General features: G+C 60.4%; 16 protein-coding genes and 8 tRNA genes. 17 read left to right on the forward strand and 7 right to left on the reverse strand.

Translation table 11 applies throughout. From position 1 onward, the window contains the following. Positions 1–12 precede the first annotated feature (12 nt). The 3 genes from ACQ4W4_RS12300 to metG all read right to left on the reverse strand — a co-directional run bounded on the left by ACQ4W4_RS12300 (position 13) and on the right by metG (position 2,969). Complete coding sequence (locus tag ACQ4W4_RS12300; protein ID WP_034778041.1) at positions 13–222, reverse strand: DUF3460 family protein; 210 nt, start codon at positions 220–222, stop codon at positions 13–15. Positions 223–329: 107 nt separating this feature from the next. Continuing rightward, positions 330–809, reverse strand: coding sequence for a GNAT family N-acetyltransferase (locus ACQ4W4_RS12305; RefSeq protein ID WP_070219744.1), 480 nt, complete (start codon positions 807–809; stop codon positions 330–332). A gap of 9 nt (positions 810–818) precedes the next feature. Continuing rightward, positions 819–2,969: a methionine--tRNA ligase gene (gene metG / locus ACQ4W4_RS12310; protein WP_436542244.1), complete on the reverse strand. Its 2,151-nt coding sequence runs from the start codon at positions 2,967–2,969 to the stop codon at positions 819–821. A gap of 160 nt (positions 2,970–3,129) precedes the next feature. Here metG and apbC point away from each other — a divergent pair, with 160 nt between their 5' ends. The 3 genes from apbC (at position 3,130) to ACQ4W4_RS12325 (ending at position 6,597) form a co-directional block, all read left to right on the forward strand. Next, positions 3,130–4,218: an iron-sulfur cluster carrier protein ApbC gene (apbC, locus tag ACQ4W4_RS12315; protein WP_131687374.1), complete on the forward strand. Its 1,089-nt coding sequence runs from the start codon at positions 3,130–3,132 to the stop codon at positions 4,216–4,218. A gap of 154 nt (positions 4,219–4,372) precedes the next feature. Further along, positions 4,373–4,780: a DUF4399 domain-containing protein gene (locus ACQ4W4_RS12320; protein ID WP_436542245.1), complete on the forward strand. Its 408-nt coding sequence runs from the start codon at positions 4,373–4,375 to the stop codon at positions 4,778–4,780. A gap of 140 nt (positions 4,781–4,920) precedes the next feature. Continuing rightward, positions 4,921–6,597 (forward strand): alkaline phosphatase family protein, encoded by a 1,677-nt coding sequence (locus tag ACQ4W4_RS12325; protein ID WP_436542246.1) that lies wholly within the window; start codon positions 4,921–4,923, stop codon positions 6,595–6,597. A gap of 54 nt (positions 6,598–6,651) precedes the next feature. Here the strand turns inward: ACQ4W4_RS12325 and ACQ4W4_RS12330 are convergent, their stop codons facing one another. Next, positions 6,652–8,217 (reverse strand): phospholipase D family protein, encoded by a 1,566-nt coding sequence (locus tag ACQ4W4_RS12330; protein WP_436542247.1) that lies wholly within the window; start codon positions 8,215–8,217, stop codon positions 6,652–6,654. A 63-nt stretch (positions 8,218–8,280) separates the two neighbouring features. Next, complete coding sequence (gene lysA / locus ACQ4W4_RS12335) at positions 8,281–9,531, reverse strand: diaminopimelate decarboxylase (protein ID WP_495542789.1); 1,251 nt, start codon at positions 9,529–9,531, stop codon at positions 8,281–8,283. A gap of 153 nt (positions 9,532–9,684) precedes the next feature. Here lysA and ACQ4W4_RS12340 point away from each other — a divergent pair, with 153 nt between their 5' ends. The 7 genes from ACQ4W4_RS12340 (at position 9,685) to ACQ4W4_RS12370 (ending at position 12,866) form a co-directional block, all read left to right on the forward strand. Next, positions 9,685–10,596: a LysR family transcriptional regulator gene (locus ACQ4W4_RS12340; protein ID WP_436542248.1), complete on the forward strand. Its 912-nt coding sequence runs from the start codon at positions 9,685–9,687 to the stop codon at positions 10,594–10,596. A gap of 70 nt (positions 10,597–10,666) precedes the next feature. After that, on the forward strand, positions 10,667–12,073 hold the full coding sequence (gene gltX, locus ACQ4W4_RS12345) for a glutamate--tRNA ligase (protein WP_436542249.1): 1,407 nt from the start codon (positions 10,667–10,669) through the stop codon (positions 12,071–12,073). A gap of 124 nt (positions 12,074–12,197) precedes the next feature. Beyond that, positions 12,198–12,273 (forward strand) — tRNA-Ala (locus ACQ4W4_RS12350). A gap of 67 nt (positions 12,274–12,340) precedes the next feature. After that, a tRNA-Glu gene (locus tag ACQ4W4_RS12355) sits at positions 12,341–12,416 on the forward strand. 134 nt (positions 12,417–12,550) lie between these two features. After that, positions 12,551–12,626: transfer RNA gene (locus tag ACQ4W4_RS12360), tRNA-Ala, on the forward strand. 38 nt (positions 12,627–12,664) lie between these two features. Further along, positions 12,665–12,740: transfer RNA gene (locus ACQ4W4_RS12365), tRNA-Glu, on the forward strand. A 50-nt stretch (positions 12,741–12,790) separates the two neighbouring features. Continuing rightward, positions 12,791–12,866 (forward strand) — tRNA-Ala (locus ACQ4W4_RS12370). A 130-nt stretch (positions 12,867–12,996) separates the two neighbouring features. Here ACQ4W4_RS12370 and ACQ4W4_RS12375 read toward each other — a convergent pair. Beyond that, on the reverse strand, positions 12,997–13,572 hold the full coding sequence (locus tag ACQ4W4_RS12375) for a hypothetical protein (protein ID WP_436542250.1): 576 nt from the start codon (positions 13,570–13,572) through the stop codon (positions 12,997–12,999). Between the two features lie 138 nt (positions 13,573–13,710). Next, positions 13,711–14,646: a LysR family transcriptional regulator gene (locus ACQ4W4_RS12380; RefSeq protein ID WP_436542356.1), complete on the reverse strand. Its 936-nt coding sequence runs from the start codon at positions 14,644–14,646 to the stop codon at positions 13,711–13,713. 203 nt (positions 14,647–14,849) lie between these two features. On the opposite strand from ACQ4W4_RS12380, the gene lhgO reads away from it, so the two are divergent. The 7 genes from lhgO (at position 14,850) to ACQ4W4_RS12415 (ending at position 20,196) form a co-directional block, all read left to right on the forward strand. Then, entirely contained in the window at positions 14,850–16,055 is a 1,206-nt protein-coding gene (gene lhgO, locus ACQ4W4_RS12385) for an L-2-hydroxyglutarate oxidase (protein WP_436542251.1), read from the forward strand. A 104-nt stretch (positions 16,056–16,159) separates the two neighbouring features. Next, a complete protein-coding gene (locus tag ACQ4W4_RS12390) occupies positions 16,160–17,473 on the forward strand; it encodes an MFS transporter (RefSeq protein WP_436542252.1) in 1,314 nt (437 codons plus the stop codon). A 325-nt stretch (positions 17,474–17,798) separates the two neighbouring features. Further along, a tRNA-Glu gene (locus ACQ4W4_RS12395) sits at positions 17,799–17,874 on the forward strand. A 124-nt stretch (positions 17,875–17,998) separates the two neighbouring features. Further along, positions 17,999–18,074, forward strand: a tRNA-Glu gene (locus ACQ4W4_RS12400). A gap of 70 nt (positions 18,075–18,144) precedes the next feature. Continuing rightward, a tRNA-Glu gene (locus ACQ4W4_RS12405) sits at positions 18,145–18,220 on the forward strand. A 95-nt stretch (positions 18,221–18,315) separates the two neighbouring features. After that, positions 18,316–19,485: an elongation factor P maturation arginine rhamnosyltransferase EarP gene (gene earP, locus ACQ4W4_RS12410; protein WP_436542253.1), complete on the forward strand. Its 1,170-nt coding sequence runs from the start codon at positions 18,316–18,318 to the stop codon at positions 19,483–19,485. Positions 19,486–19,620: 135 nt separating this feature from the next. Continuing rightward, positions 19,621–20,196 (forward strand): elongation factor P, encoded by a 576-nt coding sequence (locus ACQ4W4_RS12415; protein WP_070223695.1) that lies wholly within the window; start codon positions 19,621–19,623, stop codon positions 20,194–20,196. Positions 20,197–20,294: the final 98 nt, after the last annotated feature.

Raw genomic sequence — 20,294 nt, forward strand, 5'->3', positions numbered from 1 at the left:
CGGTTCCAGATCTTAGTTCTTGTTCTGGTAAACGTAAGCCTGTTGCTTGACGGCCGACGCCAGCTGGCGTTCCTGCTCATCGATGCTGACGGCAGGCTTGTCCCACAGCAGGGCGCGGCCCGCTTGCTGGCCCGCTTCCATGCCAGGATTCTTGGCCTTCAGTTCGGCGATGAACAAGGTGTGGTCGGATACGTAGTTGTTGTGTTTTGCAGGCAGTTTCATATTCTCTTCTGAGTGTCTTATGGGTAAGGTCAGCCGGCCGTATTTTACCGCGCCGTGCCGCCTGGCGGGTTGTTGTATCGGCAAGTCCGGGGCGAAATTGCTAAAAATCAATAACGCAGCAGGCGCCGCATCACCATCGGCGCCGGTTCGGCGGGGTTGGCGTGCGAATATTCCAGTTCTTCGGCTAGCTCGAATTCGAAGGCCGCATAAAAATCGATCAGCTTGCGCTGGTCGCGCCGCACGGCCAGGCGCAATTCCTCGGCTTGGCACGACAGGCCGTGATGAATGATGGCTTCGAGCAAGTGCTGCGAGACGTGGCTGCCCCGGTAGGCGGGCAGCACGCCCATGCGCGAAATCTTCCAGATGGCGGGGTCGCTGTCGAGCGGCATCCAGCGCAGCGAACCGGCTGGAATGTCGTCGATCAGCAACAGAAAACCGCCGCCGTGGCGCAATTGCGCTTCCACTTGCTGCGCCGTCTCGTGGTGTCCACTGGATGACGCGGCCACCTTGCCGGCCCACGCGGCGCGGGTCAGCTCGGCCATCAGTTGTGCATCGGCATTTGTTGCTTCGCGCACCACGATATTCATCATCGGTCCTTAGCGGATGCGCATGCCAGGTTCGGCGCCCGGCCACGGGTTCAGGATGTAGATGCCCGGATTGGCCTTCTCGTCGGCGGCGGAGGCGGCCATGACCATGCCTTCCGAAATGCCGAACTTCATCTTGCGCGGCGCGAGGTTGGCCACCAGCACCGTCAGTTTGCCGACCAACTCTTCCGGCTGGTAAGCCGAGCGGATGCCCGAGAACACATTGCGCAAGCGGCCTTCACCCGCGTCCAGGGTCAGGCGCAGCAGCTTGTCGGAGCCGTCGACCAGTTCGCAATTGACGATTTTCGCGATGCGCAGGTCGACCTTGAGGAAGTCGTCGATTTTGATCTCGGGCGCCAGTTCCTCGATGGCGCTGGCCGGGGTGGCGGCCACGTCGCTGGCGGCGTCGGCGGCGGGCACGGCGGCTGCCGCTTGCGGCGCGTCGAACAGCGCTTCGATCATCTTCGCATCCATGCGCGTCATCAAATGGTTGTAGCTGCCAATGGTGCGGCCCAGCATGCTGCTCGAGACGTCATCGACTTGCGTATCGGCCCAGCTGAATTCGGCATCGTTGAGGAAGCCGGCCACGTTCTTGGCCACGCCCGGCAAGACCGGCGACAGCAGGATGGTCAGCTGGCGGAACAGGATCAGGGCCGTCGTGCACACTTCGTGCAGCTCGGCCGTCTTGTCCGCATCCTTGGCCAGGATCCACGGCTTGTTTTCATCGACATACTGGTTGGTGATGTCGGCGATTTCCATGATCTCGCGCAAGGCTTTGCCGAATTCGCGGTTTTCGTAGTGGGCTGCGATGCTGGCCTGGCGTTCCTTGCTCAGGACTTCGTCGCCGGACGGCACCTTGTAGGTCAGCGCGCGCCAGATGTAGCCCTGCGCCTTTGGCGACAGGCTGGTGGCCAGCTTGCCGTCGAATTTCTTGGCGATGAAGCCGGCGCAGCGGCTGGCGATGTTCACGTATTTGCCGATCAGGTCGCTGTTCACGCGGGCGACAAAATCTTCGCCGTTGAAGTCCAGGTCTTCCACTTTCGAGTTCAGCTTGAACGCGATGTAGTAGCGCAGCCATTCCGGGTTCATGCCCAGATCCAGGTAGCGCAGCGGCGAAATGCCCGTGCCGCGCGACTTCGACATCTTTTCGTTATTGACCGTCAGGAAGCCGTGAACATTGACTTTCAGTTTGTCGATCACCGGGTGACCGGCGAATTTCAGCATGGCGGGCCAGAACAGCAAATGGAAGGAAACGATGTCCTTGCCGATGAAGTGGATCTGTTCCGTCGATGGGTCATTGAGGAAGGCGTCGAAATCGATGCCTTTCTTGTCGCAATAGTTTTTCAGACTGGCCAGGTAGCCGACCGGCGCGTCCATCCACACATAGAAGAACTTGCCCGGCGCATCGGGAATCGGGATGCCGAAATAGGGTGCGTCGCGCGAGATATCCCAGTCGGCCAGCTTTTCACCGGCTTCGCCCAGCCATTCGCTGACCTTGTTGACCATTTCCGGCTGCAAGCGGCCTGGCGTGTTGAGCCAGCTTTTCAGGAATTCGAAGCAGCGCGGGTCGGACAGCTTGAAGAAATACTGTTCCGACGGCTTCATCACGGGCGTCGCGTTGGTGAAGACCGAGAACGGGTTGACCAGGTCGGTTGGCTGATAAGCGGCGCCGCACACTTCGCAATTGTCGCCGTATTGGTTCTTGGCGCCGCATTTCGGGCATTCGCCCTTGATGTTGCGGTCAGCCAGGAACATGCCTTTCACCGGATCGAAGAAGCGGTCGACGGTTTTCGTGACGATCAGGCCCGTATCGCGCAGCTTGCGGTAGATCGATTGCGACAGGTCGACGTTTTCCGGCGAGTCGGTCGAATACCAGTTATCGAAGGCGATATGGAAGCCGTCCAGGTACTGGGCGCGGCCGGCCGCGATGTTGGCGACGAATTGCTGCGGCGTGATGCCTTCCTTTTCGGCGGCGATCATGATGGGCGTGCCATGCGTATCGTCGGCGCCCACAAAGTGCACTTCACGGCCGGCTGCGCCATCGCGTTGCATTCGCTGGAACCGGACCCAGATATCGGCCTGGATGTATTCCATGATGTGGCCAATGTGAAAAGCGGCGTTTGCGTAAGGCAGGGCAGTGGTGACGAACAGCTTGCGAGTCATGATTGATGCACTTTTGGGATGGATAATAGGTCATTTTAACAGCGGAAAGGCAATATGAGCAGATGCAGCGCCGGCAAGTGATGCTTTTGCCGCCATCGCGCCGTGCAAATTTGCGCTAGACTGCGCGTATTGCACATATGTAGTACACACGGAGATTTACATGAGCATCACAGTAGAAGACGTCAAGGCCGCGCTGGCCCAGGTTATTGATCCCAATACACATAAAGATTTCGTTTCCAGCAAAACCGTCAAGAATCTGAAGGTCGATGGCGATGACATTTCGCTCGACATCGAGCTGGGCTATCCCGCCAAAAGCCAGATCGACCTGATCCGCAAGTCCGTGCTGGCCGCCCTGCGCGTGCTGCCGGGCGTGGGCAATGTCAGCGTGGGCGTGTCGTCGAAAATCATTTCGCACACGGTGCAGCGCGGCTTGAAGCCGATGAGCAACGTGAAAAACATCATCGCCGTCGCCTCGGGCAAGGGCGGCGTTGGCAAATCGACCACGGCCGTCAACCTGGCCCTGGCACTGGCCGCCGAAGGCGCCACCGTCGGCATGCTGGACGCCGATATCTATGGCCCGTCGCAGCCGATGATGCTGGGCATCAGCGGCCAGCCGAAGACGCTCGACGGCAAGAGCATGGAGCCGATGGAAAACCACGGCCTGCAAGTGTCGTCGATCGGCTTCATGATCGATCCGGACGAGCCGATGGTATGGCGCGGCCCGATGGTCACGCAAGCCTTGCAGCAACTGCTGGACCAGACCAACTGGCGCGACCTCGATTACCTGATCGTCGACATGCCGCCAGGCACGGGCGATATTCAATTGACCCTGTCGCAGAAAGTGCCCGTCACGGGCGCCGTCATCGTTACGACGCCGCAGGACATCGCGCTGCTCGACGCGCGCAAGGGCTTGAAAATGTTCGAGAAAGTCGGCATTCCTATCCTCGGCGTGGTGGAAAACATGAGCACGCACATCTGCTCGAACTGCGGCCATGCGGAAGAAATCTTCGGCGCCGGCGGCGGCGCGAAGATGTGCGCGGACTTCGGCGTGGAATTCCTCGGCGCCTTGCCGCTGACCATGGCGATCCGCCAGCAGACGGATTCGGGCACGCCGACCGTCGTGGCCGAGCCCGATGGCCCCGTCGCCGTGATCTACAAGCAGATCGCCCGCACCATCGCGATCAAGGTGGCGGAAAAGGCGAAGGATATGACAAGTAAATTCCCGTCGATCGTCATCAAGAACGATTGATGATCGGCCATGGGGTCAGACCCGCCGGGGGAGTGCGTCCCAATGGGATGCGCTCCGATCGCGAAGCGACTGACCCCAGCAGCTCCCCGGCGCCATTGTCGTCAGGAATATGGTTTCATGCAGTCCGTGTTGTTATTAAACAAGAGGAGACATCATGCAATTGACTACCGTATTCCTGCGCCAGGCCGCAGTCCTGGTTGCCGGCAGCCTGCTGGCCGCCAGCGCGTTTGCGCAATCCGTTTCGTTCGTCGAGCCTGTCGATGGCGCGACAGTGACCAGTCCGTTCAAGGTGAAATTTGCCGTCAGCGGCATGGACGTCAAGCCGGCCGGCGACATGACGGCCAAGACGGGCCATCATCATCTGCTCATTAATACGGGGCCGATGAAGGCGGGCGAGATGATCCCCATGGACGAAAAACATTTACATTTCGGCAAAGGGCAGACGGAAACGGATGTCACCTTGCCGCCGGGCCAGTACACCCTGACCATGCAGTTCGCCAACGGTGCGCACCAGTCGTATGGGCCGGAGTTGAGCAAAAGCATCAAGGTGACGGTCAAATAAGTCAGGCAAATTCCGTCGTTTCAGTATAAGGCCGGGTTCCAGCGATGGAGTCCGGCCTTTTTCATGTTGTTGCCTCTTGTCATTGTTGTGTCATATAGTCGGCGTATGCTGCCCGGTGGCCTAACTTTTGATGAGCGGATATGACGAAACATTTCTCCCTTTCCCGGCAGCTGGCGCACGCGCTGCTGCTGGTGTCGAGCGTGGCGGCTTGCCAGGCATATGCGGCCAAGGCCGTACCCACGACTGCGGCGCAGCCGAAGCTGGTCGTGGTGCTCGTGGTCGACGGCTTGCCGCAAGAGCAGGTGACGCGCTACCGCGAGCAGTTCGGCCAGGGCGGTTTCCGCCGCCTGCTGGAGCAGGGCGCGTGGTTCAGCGATGCGCACCAGGCGCACGGCATCACGGTCACCGCCATCGGCCACTCGGCCGTGCTGTCGGGTGCCTATCCTTACCAGCATGGCGTGATCGGCAATAACTGGATCGATCCCGTCACGAAAAAATCCGTGTATTGCACCGAAGACGGTAATTTTCATTACATCGGCGAAGAAACGCAGCCCGATGACGGCACGGCGCCGACCAGGCTGCGCGTGAGCACCCTGGGCGACGAATTGCGCTATTCCACGGGTGACAAGGCCAAGGTCGTCACCGTGTCGGGCAAGGACCGCGGCGCCATCCTGCTGGCCGGGAAAACGGGCACGGCCTATATGTACATGGAAAAGACGGGCAACTTCGCCAGCAGCACCTATTACATGCAGCAGCACCCGCAATGGGTGCAGCGCTACCAGGCGGCCAAGCCGCAGGACCGTTATTACGGCAAGAGCTGGACGCCGCTGCTGGCCGACGGGGCTTATGTCAACGATGCGCGCGATGATCTGGTGCCGGCCAAGCCGGGCACGCGCAACACCTTCCCGTTCGCCTACTACAGCGACAGCGGCAAGCTCGATGGCGAGTATTACAGCCGCTTGAAGTCCGGCCCCTTCCTCGACGAGCTGACCCTGGAATTCGCGCGCGCCGCCATCGATGGCGAAAACCTGGGCCGCAACCCGGCCGGCGTGTCCGATATCCTCGGCGTGAGCCTGTCCGCGCACGACTACGTGAATCACGCCTACGGCCCGGAAAGCAGGATGTCGCACGACCACCTGCAGCGCCTGGACCGCATGCTGGCCGGCTTCTTTGCCGACCTCGATAAAAAAGTCGGCATGGATAACGTGCTGGTGGTGCTGACGGCCGACCATGGCTTTGCCAACGTGCCGGAATTTGCCGAAACGCGCGGCTTCTCCGCCAGACGCATCGACGGCGCCAAACTGGTCGATGCCTTGAACCAGCACCTGGCGACTAACCTGGGTATCGACAAGCTGGTGACGACGTCGTCGCTGCCGAATATCTATCTCGATTACGCGCTGGCGGAAAAGAGCGGCGTCAAGCGCGCCGCCCTGGAAGACGCGGCGGCCCGCTTCCTGTTGCAGCAGGACGGCCTGGCGCAGGTCTACACGCGCACGCAGATGGAAGCGGGGGGCGTCGCCACGCGCATGGACACCCTGATGCGCCGCGCCTGGAACCGCCAGCTGTCGGGCGACCTGATGGTAGTCACAAAGCCTGCCTGGTACTTCGGCAAGGGCGCTGGCGGCACGTCGCACGGCACGCCATACACATATGACACCAACGTGCCGCTGATGGTGTTCGGCCCCCGCTGGATCAAGCCGGGCGCCTACGGCCAGTACGCGGAAGTGGTCGACATCGCCCCCACGCTCGCCCATCTGCTGCGCATACGCCAGCCGTCGGCGTCGGAAGGGCGCGTGTTGACGGAGGTGGTGCGGTAAGGCGAGTTGGCGCTTGCTTGGGGTCAGACCCGGCGGGTCTGACCCCGGTAACTGTTACAGCAGCCAGTCTATCGGCAGCACCGACAGAATCGCCACCCCCATGCGCTTCCACACGCTGGCGCCCGGCTCCGTGTCGTAGCGCGTGGCGGCGCCGCTGGCGTCGCGGGCGATCCAGTACAGCGCGCCGTCGTCGCCCAGCAGCACCTGGTAGGCGCGCTGCGGGATGGTGGTGCGCATGGCTTGCCCCAGCTGGCTTGCCAGCACGGGGCTGTCGATGACGAGGCCCATTTCCGTATTCAATTCGATCGAGCGCGGGTCGAAGTTGAACGAGCCGACGAAGATGCGTCGGTCGTCGACGGAAAAGGTCTTCGCGTGCAGGCTCGATGCGGAGCTGCCGAAGCGGCCCGGCTGCTCGCGCGCATCGCCCCGTTCCCACGAGCGGCGCGATTCATACAGCAGCACGCCCGCTTCCAGCAGGGGCTTTCTCCACTTCGCATAGCCGGCATGCACGGCCGCCACGTCGGTCGCTTCCAGCGCATTCGTCAGGATGCGCACGCCCACGCCTTTTTTCGCCAGATCGGCGAAGGCTTGCGTGCCGGCTTTGCCGGGCACGAAATACGGCGATACCAGGTCCACTTCCTTTTCCGGCACGCCCAGCAGGTTTTGCAGGTTCTCCGCCACGCCCGTGCCGGGCCTGGCTTTGTCCAGCACCTTGGCCGGGTCGTCGCTGACCATGCGCGTGTGCGCCCATTCGAAGGGCAGGGTGCGTTCCATCATCTGCTTGACGAAGGGCGAGGTGCGCAGCGCCTGCACGTATTCCTCGGCCGCCTTGGTGTCGTCGATGCGGTCCGCCTCGGCGGCGATGGTGGCCGCGTCGCCCTCGACGGGGCTGGTCAGCAGCAGCCGGGCCGGGTAGGCCGAGGCGCTGTTCCAGTAGCGGTCGAAATCCTGCGAGACATGGTCGACGACGGGGCCGATGGCCAGCACGTCCAGGTCGGCGAACAGCACGTCGCCGGCCGCGCCAAAATATTCATCACCCACATTGCGCCCGCCGACGATGGTGGCCTGGTTATCTGCCGTGAACGATTTATTGTGCATGCGCCGGTTGAGGCGGGAAAAATCCGTGGCAAAGGCCAGCGCGCGCGGCGCGCGGGGGACGAAGGGGTTGAACAGGCGGATTTCCAGATTGGGCTGCTTGCCCAGCATGGCCAGGGTCTGGTCCAGGCCCGCCGTGTTGTTATCGTCGAGCAGCAGGCGCACGCGCACACCCCGTTCGGCCGCCTGGCGCAGGGCGTCGAACAGCAGGGTGCCCGTGATGTCCTTGTGCCAGATGTAATACTGCACGTCCAGGCTGCGCTGGGCGGCGGCGGCCAGCAGGGCGCGCGCGGCAAAGGCGTCGCGCCCGTCGACCAGCGGGTAAATGCCGGAGGTGCCGGGATGCTGCGCCACCATGGGAGCGATGGCCGTGGCCAATTGGGTATGCTTTGTGTCGGCGATGACGCTGGAAGCCACGCGGCCTTCCAGCGAGGGCAGCGAGGCGCAGCCGGCGAGGATGGCGGACAGCAGCAGGGGCAGCAGCCGCCGGGTGGCGTTGCGGAAGGGAAGTGCTTGGGCGGGCATGGCGGGCTTTCATCGAGTTGCCCCGATGTTAGCAGATGCGCATGCCCGCACGCGGGCGAGGTGTTACAGTTGTTCCAGCGCGATCAGCTCGGCCACCGTCTGGCGACGGCGGATCAGGCGCGACGGGTGTTGATCATCGGCGCCATCGACCAGGTATTCGGCCGCATGGGGGCGGCTGTTGTAGTTCGACGACATCGACGCGCCATACGCGCCCGCGCCTTCGAAGACCACGTAGTCGCCCACCTGCGCTGCGGGCAGGAGTCGGGTTTCCACCACGCCGCCGTCGCGCTGGGTGAAGACGTCGCCCGATTCGCACAGGGGGCCGCCGACCACGGTGGCGCGCTGCGTATCGAGAGCGCGGCCGTCATGCGCGATGACCGACATTTCATGGTAGCTGCCGTACATGGCGGGGCGCATCAGTTCATTGAAGCCCGTATCGAGCAAGGTGAAATGGTTGCCGCCCATTTGCTTGGTGGCGCGCACTTCGGCCACCAGCAGGCCCGCGTCGGCCACCAGGAAGCGGCCCGGTTCGATTTCCAGGTGCACGGGATGGCCCAGGTGCGCCTCGATCTGCTTGCGCGCCGCATCCCACAGCTGGAAGTAGTGGCTTGTATCGACCGGTTGCTCGCCTTCGCGGTAGGGCACGGACAGGCCGCCGCCCGTGGAAATGGCTTCGATATCGTGGCCCATGTTTTTCACCAGGTCGACCATGGTGCCGCAGACGGTTTCCAGGTGGCTGTAGTCGACGCCCGAGCCGATGTGCATGTGCAGGCCGACCAGATGCAGGCCATGCGCGCGGATGACGGCCAGCGCCTCCGGCAGTTCTTCATGCCAGATGCCGTGCTTGCTGTTTTCGCCGCCCGTGTTGGTCTTGTTGCTGTGGCCATGGCCATAGCCGGGATTGATGCGCAGCCAGACGCGGTGGCCGGGCGACACGGGGCCCAGCTGGCGCAGCATGTCGACGGAGCCGCAATTGACTTCAATTTTTGCTGCCGCCACGCGCGCCAGGGTGGCGCGGTCGAACAGGTCGCAGGTGAACACCACGCCGGCCGCGCCATTCGTTTGCGCCGGCGTAAAGCCTGCCTGCAGCGCGCGTTCGATCTCGCCCAGCGACACCGCGTCCACGTGCACGCCGGCCTCGCGCATCAGGGTCAGCAGGTGGATGTTCGAATTGGCTTTTTGCGCAAAGCGCACGGTGTCGAATTGCGCCAGCTGGGCGATGCGCGCGCGGATGGTGGCCGCGTCATACACCCACAAGGGCGTGCCGTGTTCCTGGGCGAGTTGGGCGAGGGTGGCGTCTGGCACTGGTTTCATGGCGGTGGTCTTTGTCGTGTGATGGTGGTGTCGGAGGCGGTGTCGGATTGCGCGCTGTGCGCTAATCCGACCTACGTGCAGATCATGATGCGGGTTTTCTTTGTAAACATAAAATATCCATTTAGGTCTACCTTATTCATTTATGATATGGGCATGACTATCTCCTTGCGCCATATCGAAGTGTTCCGCGCCATCATGACGACGGGCAGCGTCACGGCCGCCGCCGCCATGCTGCACACCTCGCAGCCCACCGTCAGCCGCGAACTGGCGCGCCTCGAGCATTTGACGGGCTTGATCCTGTTCGAGCGCGAGCGGGGGCGTCTGCGCCCCACGGCCCAGGCGCTGCAGCTGTTCGAGGAGGTGCAGCGCGCGTATTTCGGCCTGGAGCGCATCGTCAGCACGGCGGCGGCCCTGCGCCAGTTCGACCAGGGACAGCTGTCGATCGCCTGTCTGCCCGTGTTTTCCCAATCCTTGCTGCCGCAGGCCTGCAAGCGCTTCGTCGCCGATTTTCCCAAGGTGAGCATCAGCATCACGCCGCAGGAGTCGCCGCTGCTGGAAGAGTGGCTGTCGGCGCAGCGCCACGATATCGGCCTGACGGAAGTGGGCAATGCGCCGCCGGGCACGGCGCTCGATACCTTGATGTCCGTCGATGAAGTGTGCGTGCTGCCCGACGGCCATGCGCTCGCCGGCAAGGCCGTGCTGCAGCCGGCCGACTTCGCAGGCCAGCCTTTCATCAGCCTGGCCGCCGTCGACCCTTACCGCCAGCAGATCGACGCCATCTTTGCGCAGGCGGGCGTGGAGCGGCGCATGGCGCTCGACACGCACAGCGCCGCCTCCGTGTGCGCCATGGTGCGCGAAGGCGTGGGCCTGGCCATCGTCAATCCGCTCACGGCCCTGGACTATGCGGGGCAGGGCTTGCAGATCCGCCGCTTTGGCGTGACCCTGCCGTTCACGGTGAATCTCGTGAAACCTTTGCACCGGCCCTTGTCGCAACTGGTCGCCCTGTTCGAGCAGGCGCTGCATGCGCAGGCGGCGGAAGTAAAAAGGCGCTTGCTGCAGCTGTGACGGCGCTTGTGGAGCGGCGGCGGTCAACAGAGTAAAATGGCGTTTTACTTATTCAAGCCTGATTACTTCGATGACCACAAACGCTACTCCCGTCCGTACCCGTTTCGCTCCCAGCCCGACCGGCTATCTGCACCTGGGCGGCGCCCGCACCGCTTTATACAGCTGGGCGTATGCCCGTCACTTCGGCGGCACTTTCGTGCTGCGCATCGAAGACACGGACGTGGAGCGTTCCACGCCGGAAGCCGTGCAAGCCATCATCGAAGGCATGAAGTGGCTGGGCCTGGACCACGACGAAGGCCCGTTCTACCAGATGCAGCGCATGGACCGCTACCGCGAAGTGGTGGCGCAGATGCTGGCCGAGGGCACGGCGTATCACTGCTACTCGTCGCCGGAAGAAGTCGAAGCGATGCGCGAGCGCATGCGCGCCGCCGGTGAAAAGCCGCGCTACGACGGTACCTGGCGTCCGGAGCCTGGCAAGACCCTGCCGGCCGTACCGGCCGACCGCAAGCCCGTCGTGCGCTTCAAGAATCCGCTCGATGGCGATGTGACGTGGGACGACGTGGTCAAGGGCACGATCACGATATCGAACCGAGAGCTGGACGACCTGGTGATCGCCCGCCCGGACGGCACGCCGACCTACAACTTCTGCGTGGCCGTCGATGACTGGGACATGCAGATTACCCACGTGATCCGCGGCGACGACCATGTCAACAACACCCCGCGTCAGATCAACATCTTGCGCGCCATCGGCGCACCGCTGCCGCTGTACGGCCACCTGCCGATGATCCTCGGTGCGGACGGCGAAAAGCTGTCGAAGCGCCACGGCGCCGTCAGTGTGATGGATTACCCGGCGCAGGGCTTCTTGCCGGAAGCGATGCTGAATTACCTGGCGCGCCTGGGCTGGAGCCATGGCGACGATGAAGTGTTCTCGACCGAGCAGTTCTGCGAGTGGTTCAACCTGAACCACCTGTCGAAATCGGCGGCCCAGTTCAACAATGAAAAACTGGCCTGGCTGAACAACCACTATATCAAGCAGGCCGACAATACGCGCCTGGCCGATCTGGCGCGCCCGCAAATGGTCGCCGCCGGCGCCGTCTTTGAGGGCGCCCCGGACCTGGCGCAAGTGCTGGGCATGATGAAAGAGCGCGCCAACACCGTCAATGAACTGGCTGCCGCCTCGATGCTGTTCTTCCGCGAGCCGCAGCCGGAAGCGGAACTGGCGGCGCAGCACATCACGGATGCCATCAAGCCCGTGCTGGCGCAGTTTGCCGAGCGTATCGCCACGGTGGAGTGGAGCAAGGAAGCCGTCGCCGCCATGATCAAGGAAGTGCTGGCCGCCAACACCATCAAGATGCCGCTGCTGGCCATGCCTTTGCGTTTGATCCTGACGGGCCAGTTGCAGACGCCTGCCATCGACCAGGTGGTGGTGATCTTCGGCCGCGACACCGTGCTGGCGCGCCTGGCAAAGTGGCTGTAAGCATCGCGATCAAATCGCCGGAAAAACAGGGTGCGGAAACCGTCCCTATGAAAAGTTGCTCATAGACGAAAAAGGGTATTTGCAGAGTGAAACTTCTTTGCTATACTCTTGTTTCTGCACCAACGGGGGTATAGCTCAGCTGGGAGAGCGCTTGCATGGCATGCAAGAGGTCAGCGGTTCGATCCCGCTTACCTCCACCAGCAGCAAAATCGCAGTCAGGTTTTGTTAGTCGTTGAAGTGGTGCAGATGTTGTTGGGAAGTTCCGCGGTCCCCATCGTCTAGAGGCCTAGGACATCACCCTTTCACGGTGAGTACAGGGGTTCGAATCCCCTTGGGGACGCCAGGTAGTTGTGGTATAGTAGTGGCAGTTGTTTGTACTGATTGTTGTAAGTTCAGGCCCGTAAAAAGCGGAATCTGGATGGAAAGCAAGTAGTGGAACAAAGTCGCCAAGTGCGGCTTTTATTATTTCTGCGCCCGGGGGGTATAGCTCAGCTGGGAGAGCGCTTGCATGGCATGCAAGAGGTCAGCGGTTCGATCCCGCTTACCTCCACCAACAGCGCAGAAGTAAGGTGGTAAAACTGTAGTGCCGAGGTCCCCATCGTCTAGAGGCCTAGGACATCACCCTTTCACGGTGAGTACAGGGGTTCGAATCCCCTTGGGGACGCCAGTTCAGTCTGGTGTTGTAGTTGTAAAGAAGTAGCAGTGTTTCTGCGCCCGGGGGGTATAGCTCAGCTGGGAGAGCGCTTGCATGGCATGCAAGAGGTCAGCGGTTCGATCCCGCTTACCTCCACCAACAGCGCAGAAATCACATGATAATCAAAGTCGCCACGTGCGGCTTTTTTTATTTGCGTCAGCGGTTTCCTCGCTCGGGGGAATATGGCTAAGCTGTGAGCGCGCCAGCATGGCATGCAAGAGGTCAGTGCTTAGCTCCCGCAAACCTCCACCAACAGCGCAGAAATCACATGATAATCAAAGTCGCCACGGGCGGCTTTTTTTATCTGCATCAGCGGTTTCTTCGCTCGGGGGAATATGGCTAAGCTGTGAGCGTGCCAGCATGGCATGCAAGAGGTCAGTGCTTGGCTCCCGCAAACCTCCACCAACAGCGCAGAAATCACATGATAATCAAAGTCGCCACGGGCGGCTTTTTTTATCTGCATCAGCGGTTTCTTCGCTCGGGGGAATATGGCTAAGCTGTGAGCGCGCCAGCATGGCATGCAAGAGGTCAGGATTGGCTCCCGTAAACCTCCACCAACAGCGCAGAAACAGGCAGTGAATAAATCAAAGTCGCCCTGGGCGACTTTTTTTATTTCCGGGGCACTTATCGCCATACCCGGCAGGGGGAGTGTGGCGTAGGTCGGATTAGCGTAGCGTAATCCGACAGCACCATCTTCTGAAGCCAACATCCGTATCCATGCCGCCTCCACCAACAGCGCATAAATCACATGATAATCAAAGTCGCCCTGGGCGGCTTTTTTTATTTCCGGGGCACTTATCGCCATACCCTTCGGCGAGCGTGGCCAAGCTGTTAGCGCGTTGGCATGGCATGCAAGACGTCAGCGCTCGGCTCCCGCTGATGCCCATGCATGGGTTGTGCTGGAAGTCGAGGTGGCCAGCGGGCGGCGCATGGCCGGCCGTTATCAGCGTTCCGTTATGCTGCCCAGCGGTCGCGATAGATCGGCAGTGAAGTCGACATATTGGGTGGAAAGCCCGCGTAGCTGCTCGATCAGTGGACGGTTGTCTCCGCGCCGCCACTGAAAAGAATAGATTACCGGCGCTGGCATTTCGGCGGCGGCGAGCGGGAGCAGCAGACCCTGGTCAACCAGCTTTTGACTCCAGCCAGTGGGCAGTATGCCGATCCCGACAGAGGCAATCAGCATGCCGGCAATGGCCCCCCAATTATTGCAATTTATACGCTCAACGGCAGCGATGCCGTGAGCCAGTAGCCAGTCATCAATCAGCCGCGTGGTGCCAGCTGATGGCGGTAAGGCAACGATGGGCTGTCCAGCGTCAAGTAAATCGGCGGCGCCACGTAAGCCAGGCGGGCTGTCAGATACAGCCAGGGTTGGCGCGGCAAGCCAGATGAATTGTGCTTGGCTGACTGGTTGCGACAGGATGCCGTGGTGCGATGAGCGTCCGGCAATGATCGCAAAATCGAGCTCGCCCTTGGTGACACGGCTTTCCAGAACTGAGCCCACGTCGACATAGGGTTCGAGCGTCAATTTGGGATGCAGTGCCCGGACTTGCGCAATGAACTGCGGTAGCCAGGTCAGCGCGCTGAGTTCGCCAACACCAAAGGTGCAACGGCCAACTAGCCCGGCAGAGGGGGCGAAGGCGGTACGTATTGCGGCGGCGTCATCGAGCAGCGCCAGCGCGCGTGGCAGCAATGCCTGGCCTGCATCGCTGAGTACGGCGCGGTGGCCACTCCGGTCGAACAGATTGATGCCAAGCGCTTCCTCCAGTTCCGAAATGCGCTTGGAGAGAGAGGATACGGACAAATGCAGGCGTTCGGCGGCAATCGCAAAGTTGGCGCAGGTGGCGGCCCAGTAGAACGCTTCGAGTTGCTTTAAAGTCATGGACATCACTTGTTCTCTTTTTTCGAAATTAATTGTACATAATTTTTCGCTTTTATCTAAATTGTGGTTGATCAAAAATGCTTGACAGGGCAAATCGCGTCGGTGCCAGGCGTTGGGCGGGCGGCATATGCAGGCCCTCGCCCTTCGCCAAAGTGATGCATGTAGCAGTGAAATGACGAGTTTGCTATTTTTTGAGAGGCGCAATGAACAAGAAGCGTTATGCAGTTATCGGCGGGGGGATAAATGGCCTCGCAGTCGCACGTCAGTTATTGTTGGATTTTCCCGACGCCACGGTGGTGCTGTTCGAAAAGGAGGCGAGTGTCGCCAGTCATCAGTCCAGCCACAATTCCGGTGTGGTCCATGCCGGTCTGTACTATGAGCCGGGGGGGCTCAAGGCACGACTTTGCAGGCGCGGGGGCGAATTGATTGGCAACTATTGCCGCGACAATGCGATCCCTTACGACGAGTGCGGCAAAGTTGTCGTCGCGCTACAAGAGGAAGAGTTGCCTCGCCTGGAGGCGATTTATCGGAAAGCGCAGGCCAACGGTGTGCCTGGCGTGCGGCTGATCGGCTCAAATGAGCTGCGCGAAATCGAGCCCAACTGCATCGGCCTGGGCGCCTTGCATTCACCGAAAACGGCGATTGTCAGTTACGGTCAAATTGCGGCCCGAATCGCCGATGAAATCAGGGAACGTGGCGGGCGCATTTGTCTGAATTCGCCGGTTGAGCGCCTGCTTGAGCAGGGCGGCGAAGTACGGATCGAACTTGCAGACGGAGAGGTCTTCGATACGGTATTCGATCAGGCAATTGCCTGCGCGGGTTTGCAGTCAGATCGCCTGGCAGAGCGTTCGGGCGATCAGGACACGCCACGCATCGTACCGTTCTTCGGCCAGTATTACGTGATCGACGAGGCTTTCAAGTCGCATGTCAAAGGCTTGATCTACCCGGTGCCGGACCCGCGCTTTCCTTTCCTCGGGGTGCATTTCACAAAGCGTATCGACGGACAGATGACGATCGGCCCGAATGCTTTCATATCCTTCGGGCGCGAGAACTATGACGGCCGCAGCATGAACCTGGCCGACATCTTCAATTTTGCCAGCTACCCCGGCTTTTGGAAGTTTGCTGCCCGTAACCTGCCGGCGACGCTTCGGGAACTGAAGACTGTGGTCAGCGAGGCGAGCTTTGTCCGCGAGGCGGCGCGCTATGTGCCGACGCTTGCCTCGGTCGGTATTGTTCCGGCGGTTCGTGGGATCCGTGCCCAGGCTATGGAGGCCAATGGTGCGCTGGTTGACGATTTCGTGATTCGCCAACACGGCAATATTACCCACATCCGCAATGCACCGTCACCCGGGGCGACATCGTCGCTAGCCATTGCTGAATACATTGTGCGTGAAGTGATGAGGCGCTGAGTTTGCGTAGCGGACAACGTACGGTTGTTTGTCGCTCCCCAGCCAGCCCCAACTCGAACGCTCTAGGCGAAAAAGAAAAAAAATTAATTCATGAAGGAGACATTTTGAACATTCAAAAAACGGAACAGGAAACCCCGGCACAGACAAAAAGTCGTTTGCGCAAAGTGGCGGCAGCGACCATCGTCGGCTCAATGTTGGAGTGGTATGACTTTTATCTTTACGCGACGATGGCGTCGATTGTCTTCAGCAAGGTCTTCTTCGATACCTCGGACCCGGCGAATGCATCGCTGCAAGCCTTTGCCACCTTTGCCATCGGCTTTGTGGCGCGACCGATCGGGGGGCTGTTCTTCGGCTACTTCGGCGACCGCTACGGGCGCAAGAAAATGTTGTTCGTTACTTTCTGTATGATGGGCTTGTGCACGACCGCCATTGGCCTGGTCCCTTCCTACGCCAGCATCGGCTTTTGGGCGCCCCTGTGTCTGGTGCTGATCCGCATCGTGCAGGGCCTGGGTGCCGGTGCTGAACTGGCGGGGGCGGCGGTAACTTCCTACGAACATGCGGCCGACAACAAGAAGGGGCGACAAGGTGCGTGGCCTGCATTGGGGCTGAACCTTGGCCTGTTGCTATCGTCGCTGACCGTTTATCTGCTGACCGTCAATGGCGACAAGTTTTTGCTTGCCGACGGTTGGCGCATTCCCTTCATCCTCAGTTTCGTGCTGGTACTGGTTGGGCTCTGGGTGCGCGGGAGTCTGCCGGAAACGCCAGAGTATCACCACTTCGAGGAAAGCCATCGCCGGAAGAGGCCGTTCCGCGAATTGTGGAAAACCAATCTTAAGGGCCTGGGCGTCGTCTTCTTTGTCGCCATCGGTTACAACGCACTGAGCTATGTCTTCAAGACCTTCTCGCTGGCCTACCTGACCCAGTTCAAGGGCATTTCGGCCAGCGTGACATCGCTATCGGTGACACTGGCCAGTCTGGTCGCAATCTTTACCGTCCCGCTCTTCGGCTATCTGTGTGACAAGTTCAGCAGCAAGAAGCTGCTGATCGTCGGCGGCCTGCTGTCAGCATTGTTCGCGTACCCGTTCATGCAGTTGCTGGACAGCGGCGAGAACAGGCTGATTTACCTGGCGCTGATCGTCGGCACCGGGGTGCTGGCGCCGATGATGTTCGCCCCACAGGGCTCTTTCCTCAGTCGCCAGTTTGCCGTGCAAAACCGCTCGACGGGGGTCGGTTCGGGGCGTGAAATCGGCACTGCCATTGCCGGCGGTATTGCTCCGTTGTGGGCGTTATCAATGGCTGCCCAGTCTGCGACTCGTGACACGAGCGCAGTGGCCTTGATGCTCACGTGCTCCGGAGTGATCGTCGCATTGGCAGCATACTTCGACCAAGGTTATCGCTTCAGCCATTACAAGAACTGATGGTCAAGGCGGCGGGCCAAGCTTGCTCAGCTCCTCCCGCCGCCCAACCCTTGTATGACGTGGGTTTGGGCCAGTACAAACGAAGGGGGGCAAGAGGCTTTCCTTTTGCTTGTCTGGCTGCTGTTGCTGAGGACCTGTACCTCGCCCGCGCAGCCGATCGATTGCACATTGAGCAATCGCCGCCGGGAACGGCTTCCTCCATGGAAAATAAGATGCGCCCGCGGTTGATTTTGTGAATGGCCCCGTGCTATACTTCGCGCACGCTTTTTTGAGGGGCTAAGCAAAGCCTTCAACGAAGAGTCCGCTGAGAGTAGAGCCAGCACAGGTCCCCATCGTCTAGAGGCCTAGGACATCACCCTTTCACGGTGAGTACAGGGGTTCGAATCCCCTTGGGGACGCCAGGATTTAGTTGTAAAGTAAGATTGCAGTGCTGAACGGGCCTGACAAGTCAGGCTTTTTTTGTTTCTGCCATATCGCTGCAGTACCGGGTCAGGATGCGAAGTAATGCATTCAGGACAGATTTCTGTCCCCATCGTCTAGAGGCCTAGGACATCACCCTTTCACGGTGAGTACAGGGGTTCGAATCCCCTTGGGGACGCCAGATTCGCAAGCAGTCAGCAAGTAAAGTAACAGGTCGGGATGCGGAATAATGCATCTTGGACAGATTTTCTGTCCCCATCGTCTAGAGGCCTAGGACATCACCCTTTCACGGTGAGTACAGGGGTTCGAATCCCCTTGGGGACGCCAGACCGGCTGAATCAGCCAACAAAAAAGCCGCCTGGTAACAGCGCGGCTTTTTTGTTATTGGCCGCCATGCCCACGTTTTTCTCTTCCCCTTGACTATGCCACTACCTACCGATCGCGCACCATCCCTGGCCATCTTCTGCAAAGTCGTCGACAACTACGGCGATATCGGCATTTGCTGGCGCCTGGCGCGGCAGTTGAGCGGCGAGCATGGCGTGACCGTCACCCTGTGGGTCGATGATTTACCCAGTTTCCGGCGCATCTGCCCCGAAATCGACGCGAAGGCCGAGACGCAACAGGTGTCCGGCGTCACGGTGCGGCATTGGCGCGATCAAAATGGCGTGTTTGCGCCGGCCGATATCGCCGACATCGTCATCGAATTCTTTGCCTGCGACATTCCTCCCGGCTATATTGCTGCGATGGCGCAGTGTTCGCCGCATCCCGTGTGGCTGAACCTGGAAGGCTTGACGGCGGAAGAGTGGGTCGAGGGCTGCCATGCGCTGACGTCGCCGCGCCACGGCATGATCAAGCATTTCTTCTTTCCCGGTTTTACCGATAAGACGGGCGGCTTGCTGCGCGAAGCGGCGCTCGATGAAAAAAGGCTGGCGTTCCAGTCCGACGCGCCCGCCATGGCGGCATTTCTCGGGCAGTTCGGCGTCACGGCTGCAGAAATGTGCGCCTTGAAAATATCGCTGTTCTGCTACCCGTCCGCGCCCGTCGCCGAACTGTTTGCCGCCTGGCAGGCCGGGAAGGAACCCGTGACCTGCCTGGTGCCGGAAGGTGTCGCGTTCGACGCCGTTCAAGCGTTTATCGGCGACGATGCGGCGGTGCCGGGGGCGGCGCGCACGCGCGGCGCGCTGACCGTGCGCGTGCTGCCATTCGTGCCGCAAGACGATTACGACCGCCTGCTGTGGGCGTGCGATGTCAATCTTGTCCGTGGCGAGGATTCCTTCGTGCGCGCGCAATGGGCGGGCCAGCCGTTTCTCTGGCATATCTATCTGCAGGATGAAAACCTGCATCACGTGAAATTGCGCGCCTTCCTGCAGCGCTATGCGATGGACGCGGACGGCGCCATCGACAGCCTGGTGCGGGCGGCGCTGGCCTGGAATGGCGCCGGCGCGGACGCCTTGCCGTGGGCGCAGCTGTGGCCCGCATTGCAGGCCGATCTGCCGCGCATCCGGGCGCGCGCGCACGCCTGGCAGCGGCAGATGCAGGCTCTTGGCGATCTGGCAAGTAACCTGCTGGCGTTCGCTGGCGCGACGAGATAGGCGCTTGCCAAAAATTAAGGTAAAATGCCCGGTTATTTCTAACGTATTTTTAACCGATCAAACGCAAGCTTGCGGCGCTGATGGCGCACAGGCGGCAGATGGTCTTCATGCAACCCACTTTTTACGTACATTCCTATGAAACCCGCAAAAGAAATTCGTGTTGGCAATATCATCATGGTCGACAGCAAGCCAATGATCGTGTTGCGTTCTGATGTCAACGGTTCGAGCCGCACGGGCTTCACCTACAAATGGAAGATGAAAAATCTTCTGACGAACACCCCGATGGAAAACGTGTTCCGCGGCGACGACAAGTTCGACGTGGTTGTTCTGGATAAAAAGCCAGTGACGTATTCGTACTTCGCCGACCCGCTGTTCGTTTTCATGGACACCGAGTACAACCAGTACGAAATCGAAGAAGAAAACCTGGGCGATGCACTGCATTACCTGAAGGATGGCATGGAATGCGAAGCCATTTTCTACGACGGCAAGGCGATCTCCGTTGAGCTGCCTACGACCATCGCGCGTCAAGTGGTGTACTCGGAGCCTGCGGTCAAGGGCAACACGTCGGGCAACGTCCTGAAAGAAGCCAAGATCGAAAACGCCATCGACGCGCACCGCCACACCGTGCAAGTGCCGCTGTTCGTGGCACAGGACGACGTCATCGAAATCGACACCCGTACCAACGAATACAAGCGTGTCGTGCGCAACTGATTTGCCCCAGCGCCTGACCATCAAGAAACGCTGCCTTCGGGCGGCGTTTTTTTTGCTTGAAAAATAATTCCTTTCAACAACAATTGAGTTGCAAGGAC

Source organism: Janthinobacterium glycogeni (assembly GCF_051380725.1).
Lineage (GTDB): Bacteria > Pseudomonadota > Gammaproteobacteria > Burkholderiales > Burkholderiaceae_D > Janthinobacterium.

Bases quoted from the DNA above. Each gene is read 5' to 3' on its own strand.
- ACQ4W4_RS12415 (WP_070223695.1), top strand. From the start codon at position 19,621: ATGAAACCCGCAAAAGAAATTCGTGTTGGCAATATCATCATGGTCGAC.
- metG (WP_436542244.1), bottom strand. From the start codon at position 2,969: ATGACTCGCAAGCTGTTCGTCACCACTGCCCTGCCTTACGCAAACGCC.
- ACQ4W4_RS12380 (WP_436542356.1), bottom strand. From the start codon at position 14,646: ATGACTTTAAAGCAACTCGAAGCGTTCTACTGGGCCGCCACCTGCGCC.
- lysA (WP_495542789.1), bottom strand. From the start codon at position 9,531: ATGAAACCAGTGCCAGACGCCACCCTCGCCCAACTCGCCCAGGAACAC.
- ACQ4W4_RS12330 (WP_436542247.1), bottom strand. From the start codon at position 8,217: ATGCCCGCCCAAGCACTTCCCTTCCGCAACGCCACCCGGCGGCTGCTG.
- ACQ4W4_RS12325 (WP_436542246.1), top strand. From the start codon at position 4,921: ATGACGAAACATTTCTCCCTTTCCCGGCAGCTGGCGCACGCGCTGCTG.
- gltX (WP_436542249.1), top strand. From the start codon at position 10,667: ATGACCACAAACGCTACTCCCGTCCGTACCCGTTTCGCTCCCAGCCCG.
- lhgO (WP_436542251.1), top strand. From the start codon at position 14,850: ATGAACAAGAAGCGTTATGCAGTTATCGGCGGGGGGATAAATGGCCTC.
- earP (WP_436542253.1), top strand. From the start codon at position 18,316: ATGCCACTACCTACCGATCGCGCACCATCCCTGGCCATCTTCTGCAAA.
- ACQ4W4_RS12375 (WP_436542250.1), bottom strand. From the start codon at position 13,572: ATGGCGATAAGTGCCCCGGAAATAAAAAAAGCCGCCCAGGGCGACTTT.
- apbC (WP_131687374.1), top strand. From the start codon at position 3,130: ATGAGCATCACAGTAGAAGACGTCAAGGCCGCGCTGGCCCAGGTTATT.
- ACQ4W4_RS12305 (WP_070219744.1), bottom strand. From the start codon at position 809: ATGAATATCGTGGTGCGCGAAGCAACAAATGCCGATGCACAACTGATG.
- ACQ4W4_RS12340 (WP_436542248.1), top strand. From the start codon at position 9,685: ATGACTATCTCCTTGCGCCATATCGAAGTGTTCCGCGCCATCATGACG.
- ACQ4W4_RS12300 (WP_034778041.1), bottom strand. From the start codon at position 222: ATGAAACTGCCTGCAAAACACAACAACTACGTATCCGACCACACCTTG.
- ACQ4W4_RS12320 (WP_436542245.1), top strand. From the start codon at position 4,373: ATGCAATTGACTACCGTATTCCTGCGCCAGGCCGCAGTCCTGGTTGCC.